The organism is Nonomuraea sp. NPDC049486, from assembly GCF_040676925.1.
Taxonomy (GTDB): domain Bacteria; phylum Actinomycetota; class Actinomycetes; order Streptosporangiales; family Streptosporangiaceae; genus Nonomuraea; species Nonomuraea ferruginea.
In genome coordinates this window covers 35,801-49,849 of the sequence record NZ_JBFAPV010000002.1, presented here as the reverse complement: position 1 = coordinate 49,849, position 14,049 = coordinate 35,801, and the positions used below count along the sequence as shown (strand labels likewise).

The window sequence follows — 14,049 nt, the reverse complement described above, 5'->3', positions numbered from 1 at the left end:
GTCCGTTGGCCGAGGGCGTCATCGTCCGGCTCCTGGGGCCGGTCACCGCCGCGCGCGACGGCAAGGAGATCGATCTCGGTCCACCCCGCCGGCAGGCGCTGACGGCGATCCTCGCCGCGTGGCCGGGGCGCGTGGTGCCGATTCCGCGCATCATCGACGGCATCTGGGGCGACGACCCGCCCAAGACGGCCGAGCAGAGCGTCTACACCTACGTGGCCGGGCTCAGGAACGCGCTGGAGCCGTCCCGGGGGCGGCGCGAGCCCTCGAAGCTGGTCGTCGGCGCCGCCGGGGGCTACCGGCTCCGCCTCGACGGCTCCCGGGTGGACGCCATCGCCTTCACCGAGCGGCTCGACCACGCGCGCCGCGCCGTCCTGCGGGGCGACCACGCGGGCGCCCTGCCCGACCTCGAAGAGGCCCTCGCCCTGTGGCACGGCGAAGCGCTGCCCGGGGTTCCCGGGCCCTTCGCCGAGAGCGAGCGCGCCCGGCTGACCGAGGCGCGGCTCGCCGCGCAGGAATACCGCGCCGAGGCGTTGCTCGGGCTCGACAGGCCGCAGGACGCGCTGGCCCCGCTGCGGGCCATGACCTACCGCCATCCCCTCCGCGAACGGCCGCGCGAGCTGCTGATGCTCGCCCTGGTGCGGTGCGGCAGGCGCGCCGAGGCCCTGGTGGTCTACGAGGAGAGCCGGCGGCTGCTCCGCGAGGAGCTGGGCGTGGACCCGGGAGAGGCGCTGCGCCGTTCACACCGGCTGGCGCTGGCGGCCGGGCCCCGCGAGCGGCCCGGTGACGGGCCGCCCCCGCTGCCCCGCCAGTTGCCCCGCGACCTGGCCGGGTTCGTGGGCAGGACCCAGGAGGTCATCCGGCTCAAAGGGCTGCTGGCGCCGTGGGACGACACCGAGCCGAACCCTCTCGTGGTCATCTCCGGGCCGCCGGGCGTGGGCAAGTCGGCGCTGGCGGTGCGGATCGGCAACCTCGTCAAGGACCGCTACCCCGACGGCCAGCTCTACGTGAACCTGCGCGGAGCCACGGTCGGGCTGCCGGGCCTCGACCCGCTGGACGTGCTGGGCAGGTTCCTGCGCGCGTTCGGCATCGACGGCGACGCCATCCCCGGCGACGTGGACGAGGCCGCGGCGCTGTGGCGCAGCACGCTGTCCGGCAGGCGGACGCTGATCCTCCTGGACGACGCCGCCGGGCTCGGGCAGATCCTGCCGCTGTTACCGGCTCCGCGCGGCACCGCGATCGTGGTGACCAGCCGCGAGACGCTCGCCGCCGGCGACGACTGCGTCCAGCTCCACCTGCCTCGCCTGTCCCTCCCGGAGTCCGTCACGGTGCTGGCCAAGCTGGCCGGGGCCGAGCGGATGGCGGCGGACCCCGAGGAGACGGCCGGTCTGGTGCGGCTCTGCGACGGCCTGCCGCTCGCGCTGCGCATCGCGGGCGCGCGCCTGGCCGACCGCCCCGCCTGGAGCGTGTCGGCGCTGACCGGCCGGCTGCGCGACGAGCGCCGCAGGCTGCACGAGCTGGAGGCGGGCGAGCTGGCGGTACGGGCGAGCCTGGCGTCGAGCTGGAGCGCCCTGGCCGGCAGCGCCAGGCCGATCGACCGGGTCGCCGCCCGCGCTCTGGGTCTGCTCGGCCTGCTGCACCTGCACGACGTGACGGCGGAGGTGGCGGCGGCGCTGCTCGGCACCGGCGCCGACGAGGCCGAGCGGGCGCTGGAACGGCTGGTGGACGCCCACCTGCTGGAACACCTCGCGGGCCCGGGCCGCTACCAGCTCCACGACCTGGTCCGGCTGTTCGCGGCCGAGATGGCGCCGGGCGACGCCGCCGGGCCGCTCGCCCGGGCGCTGAGCTTCTACATCGCCTCCGCGCGGCTGGCCGTCACCACCATGGACCCGCACCGGGTGCAGGCCGAGGGTCCCGAGGTCGACGCCGTGCCGCACGCCGTCGGCGGACCGGACGAGGCGATCGCCTGGCTGGCCGGCGAGGAGACCAACCTGGTGGCGGCGGCCGGGCAGGCCATGGCCGGCCCTGACTCCGGGCTGGCCGCGCTGGGGGTGGCGCTGTGCTTCTCGCTGTTCTGGTATCAGCAGTACGCGCACGAGCCCGTGCCTCTGATCGCGCTGAACCGGCGGGCGCTGGACGTCTGCGAGCGGCTGGGCGACCGGCTCGGCGCCTATCACGCGCACGGGCACGTCGCCTGCGGCCTGGCCCTGCAGGGCAAGGCGGAGGCCATGGGCCATCTGGAGGCGCAGCTCATCCTGGCCAGGGAGCTGGGCGACCGGTTCAGCGAGCAGCGCACGCTGGGCAACCTGGCCAACCTGTCGGTCGAGCGGGGGCTGCACGAGCAGGCGCTCGGCTACGCCGGCCGGCAGCTCGCGCTGGCGCGGCGGATCGGCGCGGACGTGGGCGTGCGTTACGCGCTGATGATGAGAGGGCTGGCCTGCCAGAAGCTCGGCCGCCCGGCGGAGGCGCGGGGGCCTCTGGAAGAGGCGCTCGCCGCCGCCGAGAGCATCGGCGACACCGGTCACGAGATGAACATGCGCCGGATACTCGGTGAGCTCTGCCTCGACGAGGGCAAGCCGGGCGAGGCCGCGGACCACCTGGAGCGGGCGCTGGCGGCGAGCCGGGCCCATCGCAACCGGCTCGGCGAGCTGGAGTGCCTCGTCCTGCTGTCCCGGGCGCGCCGGGAGCTGGGCGACGCACACGCGGCCCTGCCGCACATCGCCGAGGCGATGCCGCTGGCGGCGGAGCTGGAGAACGCCAAGTGGCGGATCGAGACGGAGAACGAGCAGCGGATCGTGCACGAGCTGGTCGGCGTCCCCACCGTGCGCGTGTGACGGCCGGTCATCTCGCCCTGAGCGCGAGGAAGAGGTCGACCCGGTCGGCCATCGTCGACAGGTCCCTGCCGGTCAGCTCCTCCACCCGCTTGATCCGGTAGCGCACGGTGTTGACGTGCACGTGCATCCGCTCGGCGCACGCGTTCCAGGACCCGGCGCAGTCGAGGAAGGTGGCGAGCGTGCGCACCAGCTCCGACTGGTGGCCGGTGTCGTAGTCGAGCAGCGGGGCGAGCAGCCGCCCGGCGAACGACCTGCGCACGTCGCCGGGGACGGTGGCCAGCAGCAGCGCGTGCGTGTAGATCTCGTCGGACGTCACCACCCCGCCGTCGCGGGCCTCGGCCAGTCGTCTGGCGTGACCGGCCTCCTCGACGCCGCCTCGGAGTGCGGCCGCGCCGGTGAGTGCGCCGCTCAGGCCGAGACAGACGCGGGCGTCCGGCAGCGCCGACAGGATCGCGGCCCCGGCGCGCAGGCGGGCGGCCAGATCGGCGACGTCCCCGCCGCGCAGCGGCACCACCGCCACCGCCCCGTCGGCGCCCGGCGGTGCGACGATCTCCCGGCCCAGCAACTCCTCCAGCACCTGCCCCCCGAGCACCCCCGGGCCGTGCTCGCGGGGCGCACCGTGCCCAGCGGAGCGGGCGCCCCCGGCCACGCCGGGCTCGCCGTGACCGGACACCGCGTCCGGCCGGGCGAAGCCGGGCGCCACGTCCGGCCGGGCGAAGCCGGACACCGCGTCCGGCCGGGCGAAGCCGGGCGCAGGGCCGGGGTGGGTGACGGTGGCGTTGACGATCGCGTACGGTTCGGCGGTGTCCAGGCCGGAGGTGCGGAAGCGGGCGTTCAGCTCCGCGGCGTCGGCGCCGGCGAGGGCGGCGGCCAGGAGTTCGCCGGCGAGCCGCCGTTCCACCCGCCGCCCCTCCTCCATGCGGCTGCGTTCCAGCGCCACGCAGGCCGCCAGCTCGTAGCCCAGGTCGGCCCGATCGAGCAGGTCGCCGTCGCAGGCGAGCATCCAGCCGCCCGCCCGGTGGCCGCGCCCGACGCCGAACAGCGTGTGGCCGCCGGCCAGGCACGGCAGCCGGGTCGCGGTCAGGTAGGCGCGCGCCAGGCCGGCGGGGTCGTCCGGCGCGCCGACGATGACCTCGCCGGCGGCGGACACGACCGCCCCGGTGACGCCCAGCTCGGCGGCGGTCAGCGCGAACAGCTCGGGCAGGTCGGCGCCCTCGGCCACGGCGGCGACGAGCCTGCGGTGGCGGCCGAGCGCCTCGCGCGCGTCGCCCGTCAGGCGGTGCCCGGCCTGCTCGGCCAGGGTGCGGAAGGACACCTCGGTGGGCACCTCCAGCAGCGGCAGCCCGGCCCGCTCGCACGCCGTCACGAGGTCGGCGGGGATGTGGCCGAGCCACGCCTGCCCGGCGCCGAGCCCGGCCACCCCCGCCTCGACCAGCGCGGCCACGAACCGGGCCGAGTCCTCCGGCCCCTGGCGCCACATCAGGCCGGTGAGCACGAGCTCGCCGCCCGACAGGTAGCGCCCCGGCTCCGGCAGGTCGGTGATGTGGACCGAGGTGAACGCGCGGTCCGGGTCTCCGGTGAGCAGCCGGAGACGCGGCTCGCCGACGGCCAGCAGGTCACGTATCCGCATTTGGAGGAATATACAAGCCCGCCGGTGGCCGCGCTTACCCCGATTTCACCTGGCGCGCATACCGCCCGCACCGGGCCGGTGCTCTACTCGAAGGATGACGGAGACGGCGAGTTCGCTGCGGCTGGGCGTCGGCGAGAGCGCGCGGCGGCCGGACGCGGTGCTCAAGGTGACGGGCGAGTTCGCCTACGCCTCTGACCTGTGGCTCGAAGGCATGGTGTGGGGGGCGACGCTGCGCAGCCCGCACCCGTCGGCGTGGATCAGGTCCATCGACGTGGGACCGGCGCTGGCCGTCCCTGGCGTGCGCGCGGTCATGACGCACGAGGACGTGCCGGGCGAGAAGTTCTACGGGCTGGAGCGCAAGGACCAGCCGGTGCTCGCCGTCGACCAGGTCCGCTACCAGGGCGAGCCGGTGGCGCTGGTGGCCGCCGACCATCCGGAGACCGCGCGGCGGGCGGCGGACGCGATCGTGGTGGACTACGAGGTGCGCGAGGCCGTGACGGACCCGCGCCTGGCGACGGAGCTGGTGCGCCACCAGCCGGTGCGCACGGGCGAGGTGTTCGAGGCCGAGGTCGTGGTCAGCGGCGAGTACGAGGTCGGCATGCAGGACCAGGCGTTCCTCGGCCCGGAGTCGGGGCTGGCGGTGCCTGCCGAGGACGGGGGCGTCGACCTCTACATCGCCACCCAGTGGCTGCACGTGGACCGCGACCAGCTCGCCCCCTGCCTGGGGCTGCCGCCGGAGAAGGTGCGGCTGACGCTGGCCGGGGTCGGGGGCGCGTTCGGCGCCCGCGAGGACCTGTCGATGCAGGTGCACGCGTGCATGCTGGCGCTCCGGCTGAACCGTCCCGTCAAGATCGTGTACGGGCGCGAGGAGTCGTTCTTCGGCCACGTGCACCGCCATCCTGCGCGGATGCGGTACGAGCACGGCGCCACCCGCGACGGCCGGCTCGTCTACGTCAAGGCCGCCATCCTGCTGGACGGCGGCGCCTACTGCTCCTCCTCCCCCGCCGTGGTGGGCAACGCCGCCTCGCTCGGCGTGGGCCCGTACGAGGTGCCGAACGTGCTGGTGGAGGCCACCGGCGTCTACACCAACAACCCGCCGTGCGGCGCGATGCGCGGGTTCGGCGCGGTGCAGGCGTGTTACGCGTACGAGTCGCAGATGGACCGCCTGGCCGAGGCGTGCGGGCTGTCGCCGGTGGAGATCCGGCGGCGCAACGCGGTGTCGCAGGGCTCGGCGCTGATCACCGGGCAAGTGATCGACTCGCCGGCGCCGCTCGCCGACATGCTGCGCGAGCTGGAGTCGTTCCCGCTGCCGCCGCCCGCCGGCGACGACCTGCGCGGGCTGCCGGGCGGCGTGTCGCAGACCACGCACGGCGAGTCGGTGCGGCGCGGCGTCGGGTACGGGGTCGGGATCAAGAACATCTGCTTCTCGGAGGGGTTCGACGACTACTCCACGGCCCGGGTGCGGGCCGAGCTGGTCAACGGCGAGCCGCACGTCACCGTGCACACCGCGGCGGCCGAGGTGGGCCAGGGGCTGGTGACGATCCAGGCCCAGATCGCCCGCACCGAGCTGGGCGTGGAGCACGTGACGGTGGCGACCGCCGACACCTCGGTCGGGTCGGCCGGGTCGTCGTCGGCCTCGCGCCAGTCGTACGTGACGGGCGGCGCGGTGAAGGCGGCCTGCGAGGCGGTACGTGAGCGGTTCGGCGGGCTGCCCGTGCGGGAGGCGCTGGAGAAGTTCGGTCCCGTCGAGGAGACGCGGGAGTTCCGGCACCGGCCGACGTTCCCGCTGGACCCGCTCACCGGGCAGGGCGACTCGCACACCCAGCTCGCGCTCTGCGTGCACCGGGCGGTGGTGGACGTGGACCTGGAGCTGGGCCTGGTCAAGGTGGTCGAGCTGGCGGCCGTGCAGGACGTCGGTCGGATCCTGAACCCGCAGGCGCTGGAGGGCCAGATCCACGGCGGGTCGGCGCAGGGCCTCGGGCTGGCCCTGATGGAGGAGATCCAGGTCAGGGACGGCAGGGTGCTGAACCCGTCCTTCACCGACTACCTGATCCCCACCATTCTCGACATGCCGCCCATGACGATGAAAATCCTGGAAAATCCAGACCCTGCTGCCCCGTACGGATTGCGTGGCGCCGGTGAGCCCCCGACACTCTCCTCCACCCCCGCGATCGCGGCCGCGGTGCGCGCGGCGACCGGCCTGCGGTTGACGCGCGTTCCGATAAGACCCGAAGATATCGCCTTGGCCCACATCGGGGGCTGAACGACCACGGGGAGGACCCTTATGGCTGACGCACGCGAGGCGGCCAAGGCGGAGTTCGAGCGGTTCGACGCCGACGGCGACGGTCTGCTGACGACCGCCGAGATCAGGAAGGCCAACGAGGCCATGGGCGGCCTGGGCGCCTCGGAGGCGGAGATCGAGGCGTTCATCGAGGCCGCCGACCGCGACGGCGACGGCCGGATCGGGCTGGACGAGTTCGCCGCTCTGGTCGGCGGCGGCAGGCACGAGAAGGCATGATCGGTTCCCCCGCCGGGTAGGGCACCGGGCGATCCCCCGCGTCGCTGAAGGGGGATGCCGGTGCTCGACAGGTTCTTCGAGCTGTCCCGGCGGGGGAGCACCGTCGGCCGTGAGGTGCGCGGTGGTGTCACCACGTTCATGGCCATGGCGTACATCATCCTGCTCAACCCGATCATCCTCGCGGGCGCCCACGACGTCACCGGCGCCAAGCTGACCATCGCGCAGCTCACCACGTCGACCGCGCTGACCGCGGCGATCTCGACTCTGCTCATGGGCCTGGTCGGCAACGCGCCGCTGGCGCTGGCCGCGGGCCTGGGGCTGAACGCGGTGGTCGCCTACCAGGCCGCCCCGCACATGACCTGGCCTCAGGCGATGGGCCTGGTCGTGCTGGAAGGCGCGGTCATCATCGTGCTGGCCGTGAGCGGCCTGCGCGCGCTGATCATGAACTCGATCCCGCTGGCGCTCAAGCACGCCATCAGCGTCGGGATCGGGCTGTTCATCGCGCTGATCGGGCTGGTGGACTCCGGTTTCGTGACACGCGGCTCGGGCACGCCGGTGCAGCTCGGCACGACCGGCCACCTGACCGGATGGCCGGTGGCGGTGTTCTGCTTCGGGCTGCTGCTGATGATCGCCCTGTACGCGCGGCGCACGCCGGCGGCGATCCTGATCAGCATCGTGGTGACGGCGATCGTGGCGATCGTGGTGAACTCGGTGGCCACGGTCGACCAGGCCGACTGGGGGGTGGTGGCGCCGCGGGTGCCCGAGTCGGTGGTGTCGGCGCCGGACTTCGGGCTGGTCGGGCAGGTCGACGTGTTCGGCGGGTTCGTCACGGCGGGCGCGCTGACCGCGACCGTGGTGCTGTTCACGCTGGTGCTGTCGGGGTTCTTCGACGCGATGGGCACGATCATCGGCGTCAGCGACGAGGCCGGGCTCGTGGACGAGCGGGGGCGGGTGCCGCGGCTGGGCCGGATCCTCACCGTGGACGGCGTGGCCGCCATGATGGGCGGGGTGTCGAGCTCCTCGGCGAACACGGTGTTCGTGGAGTCGGCCGCGGGCGTCGGCGAGGGCGCGCGGACCGGCCTGGCGAGCCTGGTCACCGGGGCGCTGATGGCGCTGGCGCTGTTGTTCACCCCGCTGGCCGCGGTGGTGCCCGCGGCTGCGGCCGCGCCCGCGCTGGTGTTGGTCGGGGCGCTGATGATGATGCAGAGCAAGAACGTGCCGTGGGACGATCCGGATCTGGCGCTGCCGGCCTTCCTGACGATCGCGCTGATGCCGTTCACGTACTCGATCACCAACGGGGTGGGCGCCGGGGTGATCGTCTACACGCTGATCAAGGCGGCGCGGGGGAAGTTCGGCGAGATCCCGTGGCTGCTGTGGGTGGTGTCGCTGGTGTTCGCGGCCTACTTCGCGATCGACTGGGTGGGCGGGTTCTTCAGTTAGCGCAGGTCGCCGGAGTTGCAGGCGACGCCGTTGCCGTCGACGTCGGCGTACCACGCGTACTCCTCGTGCGTGCCCTTGGTGTAGGGGCCGAAGCCGGCGGCCGTGGCCTCCTGGCAGCTCGCGAACCGCTGGTCGGGGGTCCGGGTCCCGGTGCCCGTCGTCTGGCCGGTCCCGGCCGGGTCGCCGGTGCCGGTCGGATCGCCCGTGCCCGTGGGGTCACCGGTGCCGGCGGGGTCACCGGTCCCGGCGGGGTCACCCGTGCCGGCGGGGTCACCCGTACCGGCCGGATCGGTGGAGGCGGGCGGCGAGGAGGGCGGGGCGGCGTCGCCGAGCACGCGGGTGGCCAGCGCCTCGGCCTCCTGCTGGGTCATCCCCGCGATGCTCAGGCTGTCGCCGTCCATGCCCTGGGTCACGATGGGCGCGGCCAGGACCGTGCGCGGCACCAGCACGACGGCGATCTGCCGCTGGTCGGACACCTGCTCGTCGATGAGGTCGACGAGCTTCTGCTTGTACGCGGGAGCGACCGCGATGCGCACCGAGTAGGTGCCGTCACGACCGCGGACCGCCTCGACGGCCTGCACGGCGTTGACCGTGACGCCGTCCTCCAGCAGGTAGCAGGTGGTCTGCGTGTCGTCGAGCGCCGCCTCCTCGCCGGGGCACGGCGCGGCCTTGGTCTCGCGCACGGGGGCGAAGTGGATCGGCGTGGACAGCCGCTGCGGCGGGGCGCCGCCGAGGAGCGGGGCGTCGGGCGTCCGGGTCATCAGGACGGCGACGGTGCCGAGCACGCCGGCGATGAGCACGATCAGGACGAGCGAGACGATCAATATGACGGTGGTGACCTTGCTGGCCCTCGGCGGCCCCGGATCCGCTGCCTTGGGCGGCTCTTCCGCCTTGTCCATCGTCGACGTCCCCATCCTGACTACGGGCTGCGGTGAGCTTATCGAGGACCGGTCGGTGCCGGGTAATCAGCCGAACATTTCTCGAGTTCGTGTTCAGAAGCCGGGGATGGAGAAAGAATTACGGCAACCGCGCGCCTGCCCGGGAAAGGGAGTGTCCCCATGAAGGTCGGTGTTCCCCGCGAGGTCAAGGACGGCGAGTACCGCGTGGCGCTCACCCCCGCGGGCGCCCACGAGCTCGTACGCCACGGCCACCAGGTGTTCGTCGAGCGGGGCGCGGGCGCCGGCTCGTCGCTCCCCGACGAGGACTTCGAGGCGGTGGGCGCGGCCATCCTGCCGGACGCCGACGAGCTGTGGGCCGGGTGCGAGCTGATACTCAAGGTCAAGGAGCCGGTCCGCGAGGAGTACCACCGGATGCGCAAGGGCCAGGTGCTGTTCACGTACCTGCACCTCGCGGCCTCGCCGGCGTGCACGAAGGCGATGCTCGACGCCGGCGTCACCGGCATCGCGTACGAGACGGTGCAGACGCCCGGCGGCGGGCTGCCGCTGCTCGCCCCGATGTCGGAGGTGGCGGGCAGGCTCGCCCCGCAGGTGGGCGCGTACCATCTGATGCGCTCGCGGGGCGGCAGGGGCGTGCTCATGGGCGGCGTGTCCGGCGTGCGGGCCGCGCACGTGGTGGTCATCGGCGCGGGCGTGTCGGGCATGAACGCGGCCGCGATCGCCCTCGGCATGCAGGCCGAGGTGCTGCTGCTGGACAAGAACGTCGACAAGCTCCGCCAGGCCGACCTGATCTACCAGGGCCACTGCCAGACGGTGGCCTCGAACACGCTGGAGATCGAGCGGGCGGTGCTGGAGGCGGACCTCGTCATCGGCGCCGTGCTGGTGCCCGGGGCCAGGGCGCCGAAGCTGGTGCCGGACGAGCTGGTCGCGCGGATGAAACCGGGCTCGGTGCTGGTCGACATCTCCATCGACCAGGGCGGCTGCTTCGAGGGCTCGCGTCCCACCACGCACGCCGACCCTACCTACCGGGTGCACGACTCCGTCTTCTACTGCGTGGCCAACATGCCGGGCGCGGTGCCGCACACCTCGACGTTCGCGCTGACGAACGTGACGCTCCCGTACGCGCTCGCGATCGCGGACCTCGGCTGGGCCGCGGCGCTGCGCGGGGACCCGGCGCTGGCGCTCGGCCTGAGCACCCACGAGGGCCACCTGACCAGCCGCCCGGTCGCGCAGGCGCACCGCCTGGAGTGGACGCCCCCGCAGGAGGTGCTCAGCTAGCCTCCAGCAGCGCCTTCAGATGCGCGTTGCGCCGCACGATCAGCGCCTCCATGTAGCGCCCCAGCACCACCGCCTCGGCCACCCGCCCGAGGACGCCCAGCGGCGCCGCGAACTCCACCACGTCACGCATGACCGTGCCCCCGCCTCCGTCATCGGCGAAGCGGTGCTCGTGCCGCCACCTCCGGAACGGCCCGGCGACCTGCTCGTCCACGAAGAACACGGGAGCGTCGTAGGCGCTGATCACCGAGGTCATCCGCCACGCGACCCCGAAGTGCCTGGCCCGCCACGTGACCTGGTCGCCGGGGCCCATCCGCCCCGACGTCACCCCGCCCACGGCCCGCTCCCCCGAGCCCGCCATGGACGCCATGTGGGCCTCCACGGACAGCGACTCCTCGAACACCCGGCGGGGAGCCGCCCGGATCAGCGTCACCACGTCGAACCGGATCACCCGCCCATCCTGCAACGCGAAAGGCCCGGCGGTCGAGGCCGGGCCTTTCGGGAGGATCGGGTTACTGCTGGGACTGCGACGGCTGCGGAGAGGCCGTGTCCATCGGGGTCTGGCTCTGGCCCGTGGGCTCCGGCGGGAGGGGGGCCTGGTCGGCGGTGGTGACGATGGCGTCGGGGCCGCCGCAGGTCGCGCCCGGCTCGGGCGTGTCCGCGCCGTTCTGGTAGCGCTTGATGAACGCGCCCAGCTTCGGGTCGTCAGGGCTGTCGAACTTGTGCTGGTGGTTCCAGGTGCTGGCCACGATCGGCGCCGGGAGCCCCTCGAACGGGCTCATCAGCATGTAGTCCTGCTGACCGGTGCTGGTGGCCACGTCCTTCAGCTTCGCGATCTGGTCGGCGGGCAGGTCGGGACGGTAGGTGATCCAGACCGCGCCGTGCTCCAGCGAGTGGACGGCGTGCTCGCTGTGGATGGGCTTGTCGTAGATGTCGCACTGCTGCCAGTAGTTGTTGTGCTCACCGCCCACGGGCGGGGTCTCCTTGTACGCGACCTTGTTCCAGACATGCTGGCCACCGTCGTACTTGACGCTCACCACGGCGTCGAGCGACGTCTCGCGCGCCTGCTTCACCAGGTAGAAGCCCACCACACCGACGAGCAGGACGATGACCAGACCGCCTGTCCCCCACATCAGGAATGCGGTGCGGCGTTCTTTGCGCTGCTGCTCGGCGCGCATCCTCTGCAGATGCTCCCGCCGCGCCTGCGCCTTCTCCTTTGTCATCGTTCCTCCATCGGCGAACCAACAGGGGTCACTTTATGCCCTCCGGGCGTATGCGGAGAATAAGAGCGTTGTAAGCGTCCGATCACGACCCGCGCGTGGCGATGGGTACGCTGGACAACGCCATGGAAAAGCCCGCTCGTAACTCAATGTTCGCCGTCGTCGCCGTGCTGGTGCTCGTCGCGGCGGCGGCGCTGCTCCTCTTCGGCGGCCGGGGCACCCCCGGCGACAACTCCGCCGAGGCCGGTTTCGCCCGCGACATGGCGACCCATCACGCCCAGGCCGTCGACATGTCGTTCACCATCAGGGACAAGAGCCAGTCCCGGGAGATCAGGTCCCTGGCGTTCGACATCATCAACACCCAGGCCAACCAGCGCGGCATGTTCCTGGGCTGGCTGCAGCAGTGGGGCCTGACGCAGGCGACCGACATGCGGTCGATGGCGTGGATGAGCGGCCACGCCCACGCCTCCTCGGCGCGGCCCGGAGATCCGATGCCCGGCATGGCGTCCGCCGAGGAGCTGGCCAAGCTCCGCGAGCTGGAGGGCACCGAGGCCGAGGTGCTGTTCCTGCAGCTGATGATCCGCCATCACGAGGGCGGGGTGGAGATGGCCGAAGGCGTGCTCCGGCTGTCCGGCCGGGACGAGGTGACCGGCATGGCCCGCAAGATCGTCACCGGGCAGCAGGGCGAGATCAAGCTGATGACCGACATGCTCCGCCACCGCGACGCGCAGCCGTTCCCCTCGATCCTCGACTGACCTCTCGCGGGCCCCGCTTCGGGGTACCTGAACACGGCAGGGGACTCGGGTCCGATGAGCGGGGGGCGGGCGGGTGAGCGTTGACGCGGTCGTGGTGGGGTCGGGGCCGAACGGGCTGGTCGCGGCGGTCAAGCTGGCCGAGGCCGGGCGGCGGGTGCTGCTGCTGGAGGCGGCCGACGCGTTCGGCGGCGGGCTGCGGTCGGCGGAGCTGACCCTGCCGGGCCTGGTCCACGACGTGGGCGCGACCGTGATGGCGATGGCGCTGGCCTCCCCCGCCCTGCGCGACCTGAAGCTGAAGGGCGTCGAGTACGCCCACCCGCCGCTGCCCGCCGCCCACCCGCTGGACGACCGTCCCGCCGTGCTCGTGCACCGTGACGCCGGCCGTACCGCGGCGGGGCTGGGACGCGACGCGGCGGCCTGGCGGGCGACGGCGGGAGCGGCGGCGAGAGCCGGGTTCCCGCTGGTGGACCTGCTGCTGCGACCGCTCGGGCCGTGGCCGGCGGGGCTGGCGCGGCCGTCCGCCCTGGTCGCGGCGGCCCGGTTCGGCGCGGCGGCTGCGCTGCCCGCGACGACGCTGGGGCGGCTGGCGTTCCGCACCGTGGAGGGGCGCGCGGTGCTGGCGGGCATGGCCGCGCACTCCCTGCTCGACCTGCGGGCGCCGATCACGAGCGGCTACGGGCTCATGCTCGCGGCCACGGCCCACCTGGTCGGCTGGCCGGTGGTGAAGGGCGGCTCGCAGCGGCTGGCCGACGCCCTGGTGGCGCGGCTGCGCGAGCTGGGCGGCGAGGCGGTGACCGGCCACCGGGTGCGGCGGCTGGCCGAGCTCGACGCGGAGACGGTGGTGCTCGACGTGTCGCCGCGCCAGTTCCTCGGGATGGCCGACCTGCCGCCTGCTTACCGCGACCGGCTGGCCCGGTTCCGCCACGGGCCGGGGGTGTTCAAGCTGGACTGGGCGCTGGACGGGCCGGTGCCGTGGCGCGACCCGGCGGTGGCGGGGGCGGGCACCGTCCATCTGGGCGGCACGATGGAGGAGATCGCGCTGAGCGAGGCGGAGACGGCCGCCGGCCGCCACTCCCCCAGGCCGTACGTGCTGCTGGTGCAGCCGTACGCGGCGGATCCGACGCGGGGCGGGCACACGCTGTGGGCCTACTGTCATGTCCCCAACGGCTCGACCGTGGACATGACAGCCCCGATCGAGGCGCAGATCGAGCGGTACGCGCCGGGCTTCCGCGAGCGGGTGCTGGCCCGTCACGCGATGGGGCCGGCCGAGCTGGAGGCGGCCAACCCCAACCTGGTCGGCGGCGACATCGGCGGCGGGCTGGCGAGCCTGGGCCAGTTCCTGAAGCGGCCGGTGTGGTCGCCCGCGCCCTGGCGCACCCCGCTGCGAGGGGTGTTCCTCTGCTCGGCCTCGACCCCGCCGGGGCCCGGCGTGCACGGGGTGGGCGGCTGGCAGGCCGCCCGCCTCGCGCTCCGCTGACGTGCCG

Annotated in this window: 11 protein-coding genes; 7 read left to right on the top strand and 4 right to left on the bottom strand. The window is 73.6% G+C overall.

Annotated elements, in window-relative coordinates; genetic code table 11:
- Positions 1-5: 5 nt before the first annotated feature.
- Positions 6-2,831 carry an AfsR/SARP family transcriptional regulator gene (locus tag AB0K05_RS05105; protein ID WP_271276343.1) on the top strand — a complete coding sequence of 942 codons (2,826 nt, stop codon included), beginning with the start codon at positions 6-8 and terminating at the stop codon, positions 2,829-2,831.
- 7 nt (positions 2,832-2,838) lie between these two features.
- Here the strand turns inward: AB0K05_RS05105 and AB0K05_RS05100 are convergent, their stop codons facing one another.
- Positions 2,839-4,461: a PucR family transcriptional regulator gene (locus AB0K05_RS05100; protein ID WP_271276344.1), complete on the bottom strand. Its 1,623-nt coding sequence runs from the start codon at positions 4,459-4,461 to the stop codon at positions 2,839-2,841.
- Between the two features lie 94 nt (positions 4,462-4,555).
- Here AB0K05_RS05100 and AB0K05_RS05095 point away from each other — a divergent pair, with 94 nt between their 5' ends.
- Genes AB0K05_RS05095 through AB0K05_RS05085 form a run of 3 tightly spaced genes read left to right on the top strand, consistent with a single transcriptional unit; the run spans position 4,556 to position 8,419 of the window.
- Positions 4,556-6,724, top strand: coding sequence for a molybdopterin cofactor-binding domain-containing protein (locus tag AB0K05_RS05095; protein ID WP_271276345.1), 2,169 nt, complete (start codon positions 4,556-4,558; stop codon positions 6,722-6,724).
- Between the two features lie 21 nt (positions 6,725-6,745).
- Entirely contained in the window at positions 6,746-6,979 is a 234-nt protein-coding gene (locus tag AB0K05_RS05090; protein ID WP_148032906.1) for an EF-hand domain-containing protein, read from the top strand.
- A 54-nt stretch (positions 6,980-7,033) separates the two neighbouring features.
- Positions 7,034-8,419 (top strand): NCS2 family permease, encoded by a 1,386-nt coding sequence (locus tag AB0K05_RS05085; protein WP_271276346.1) that lies wholly within the window; start codon positions 7,034-7,036, stop codon positions 8,417-8,419.
- Here the strand turns inward: AB0K05_RS05085 and AB0K05_RS05080 are convergent.
- Positions 8,416-9,318 (bottom strand): excalibur calcium-binding domain-containing protein, encoded by a 903-nt coding sequence (locus tag AB0K05_RS05080; protein ID WP_271276347.1) that lies wholly within the window; start codon positions 9,316-9,318, stop codon positions 8,416-8,418. The two genes, AB0K05_RS05085 and AB0K05_RS05080, sit on opposite strands and share 4 nt — an antisense overlap.
- 159 nt (positions 9,319-9,477) lie before the next feature.
- On the opposite strand from AB0K05_RS05080, the gene ald reads away from it, so the two are divergent.
- Positions 9,478-10,593 (top strand): alanine dehydrogenase, encoded by a 1,116-nt coding sequence (gene ald / locus AB0K05_RS05075; protein WP_148032909.1) that lies wholly within the window; start codon positions 9,478-9,480, stop codon positions 10,591-10,593.
- Here the strand turns inward: ald and AB0K05_RS05070 are convergent.
- Positions 10,586-11,041 (bottom strand): SRPBCC family protein, encoded by a 456-nt coding sequence (locus AB0K05_RS05070; RefSeq protein WP_364226826.1) that lies wholly within the window; start codon positions 11,039-11,041, stop codon positions 10,586-10,588. The genes ald and AB0K05_RS05070 overlap by 8 nt on opposite strands.
- A 61-nt stretch (positions 11,042-11,102) precedes the next feature.
- Positions 11,103-11,813 (bottom strand): DUF3105 domain-containing protein, encoded by a 711-nt coding sequence (locus AB0K05_RS05065; protein WP_364226823.1) that lies wholly within the window; start codon positions 11,811-11,813, stop codon positions 11,103-11,105.
- 146 nt (positions 11,814-11,959) lie between these two features.
- On the opposite strand from AB0K05_RS05065, the gene AB0K05_RS05060 reads away from it, so the two are divergent.
- Complete coding sequence (locus tag AB0K05_RS05060; protein ID WP_148032912.1) at positions 11,960-12,565, top strand: DUF305 domain-containing protein; 606 nt, start codon at positions 11,960-11,962, stop codon at positions 12,563-12,565.
- Between the two features lie 73 nt (positions 12,566-12,638).
- Positions 12,639-14,042, top strand: coding sequence for an NAD(P)/FAD-dependent oxidoreductase (locus AB0K05_RS05055; protein WP_364226820.1), 1,404 nt, complete (start codon positions 12,639-12,641; stop codon positions 14,040-14,042).
- The last annotated feature ends 7 nt before the right edge of the window (positions 14,043-14,049 follow it).

Coding starts and splice junctions, on each gene's coding strand:
- AB0K05_RS05100 (WP_271276344.1), bottom strand. CDS start 4,461: ATGCGGATACGTGACCTGCTGGCCGTCGGCGAGCCGCGTCTCCGGCTG.
- AB0K05_RS05095 (WP_271276345.1), top strand. CDS start 4,556: ATGACGGAGACGGCGAGTTCGCTGCGGCTGGGCGTCGGCGAGAGCGCG.
- AB0K05_RS05090 (WP_148032906.1), top strand. CDS start 6,746: ATGGCTGACGCACGCGAGGCGGCCAAGGCGGAGTTCGAGCGGTTCGAC.
- AB0K05_RS05085 (WP_271276346.1), top strand. CDS start 7,034: ATGCCGGTGCTCGACAGGTTCTTCGAGCTGTCCCGGCGGGGGAGCACC.
- AB0K05_RS05080 (WP_271276347.1), bottom strand. CDS start 9,318: ATGGACAAGGCGGAAGAGCCGCCCAAGGCAGCGGATCCGGGGCCGCCG.
- ald (WP_148032909.1), top strand. CDS start 9,478: ATGAAGGTCGGTGTTCCCCGCGAGGTCAAGGACGGCGAGTACCGCGTG.
- AB0K05_RS05065 (WP_364226823.1), bottom strand. CDS start 11,813: ATGACAAAGGAGAAGGCGCAGGCGCGGCGGGAGCATCTGCAGAGGATG.
- AB0K05_RS05060 (WP_148032912.1), top strand. CDS start 11,960: ATGTTCGCCGTCGTCGCCGTGCTGGTGCTCGTCGCGGCGGCGGCGCTG.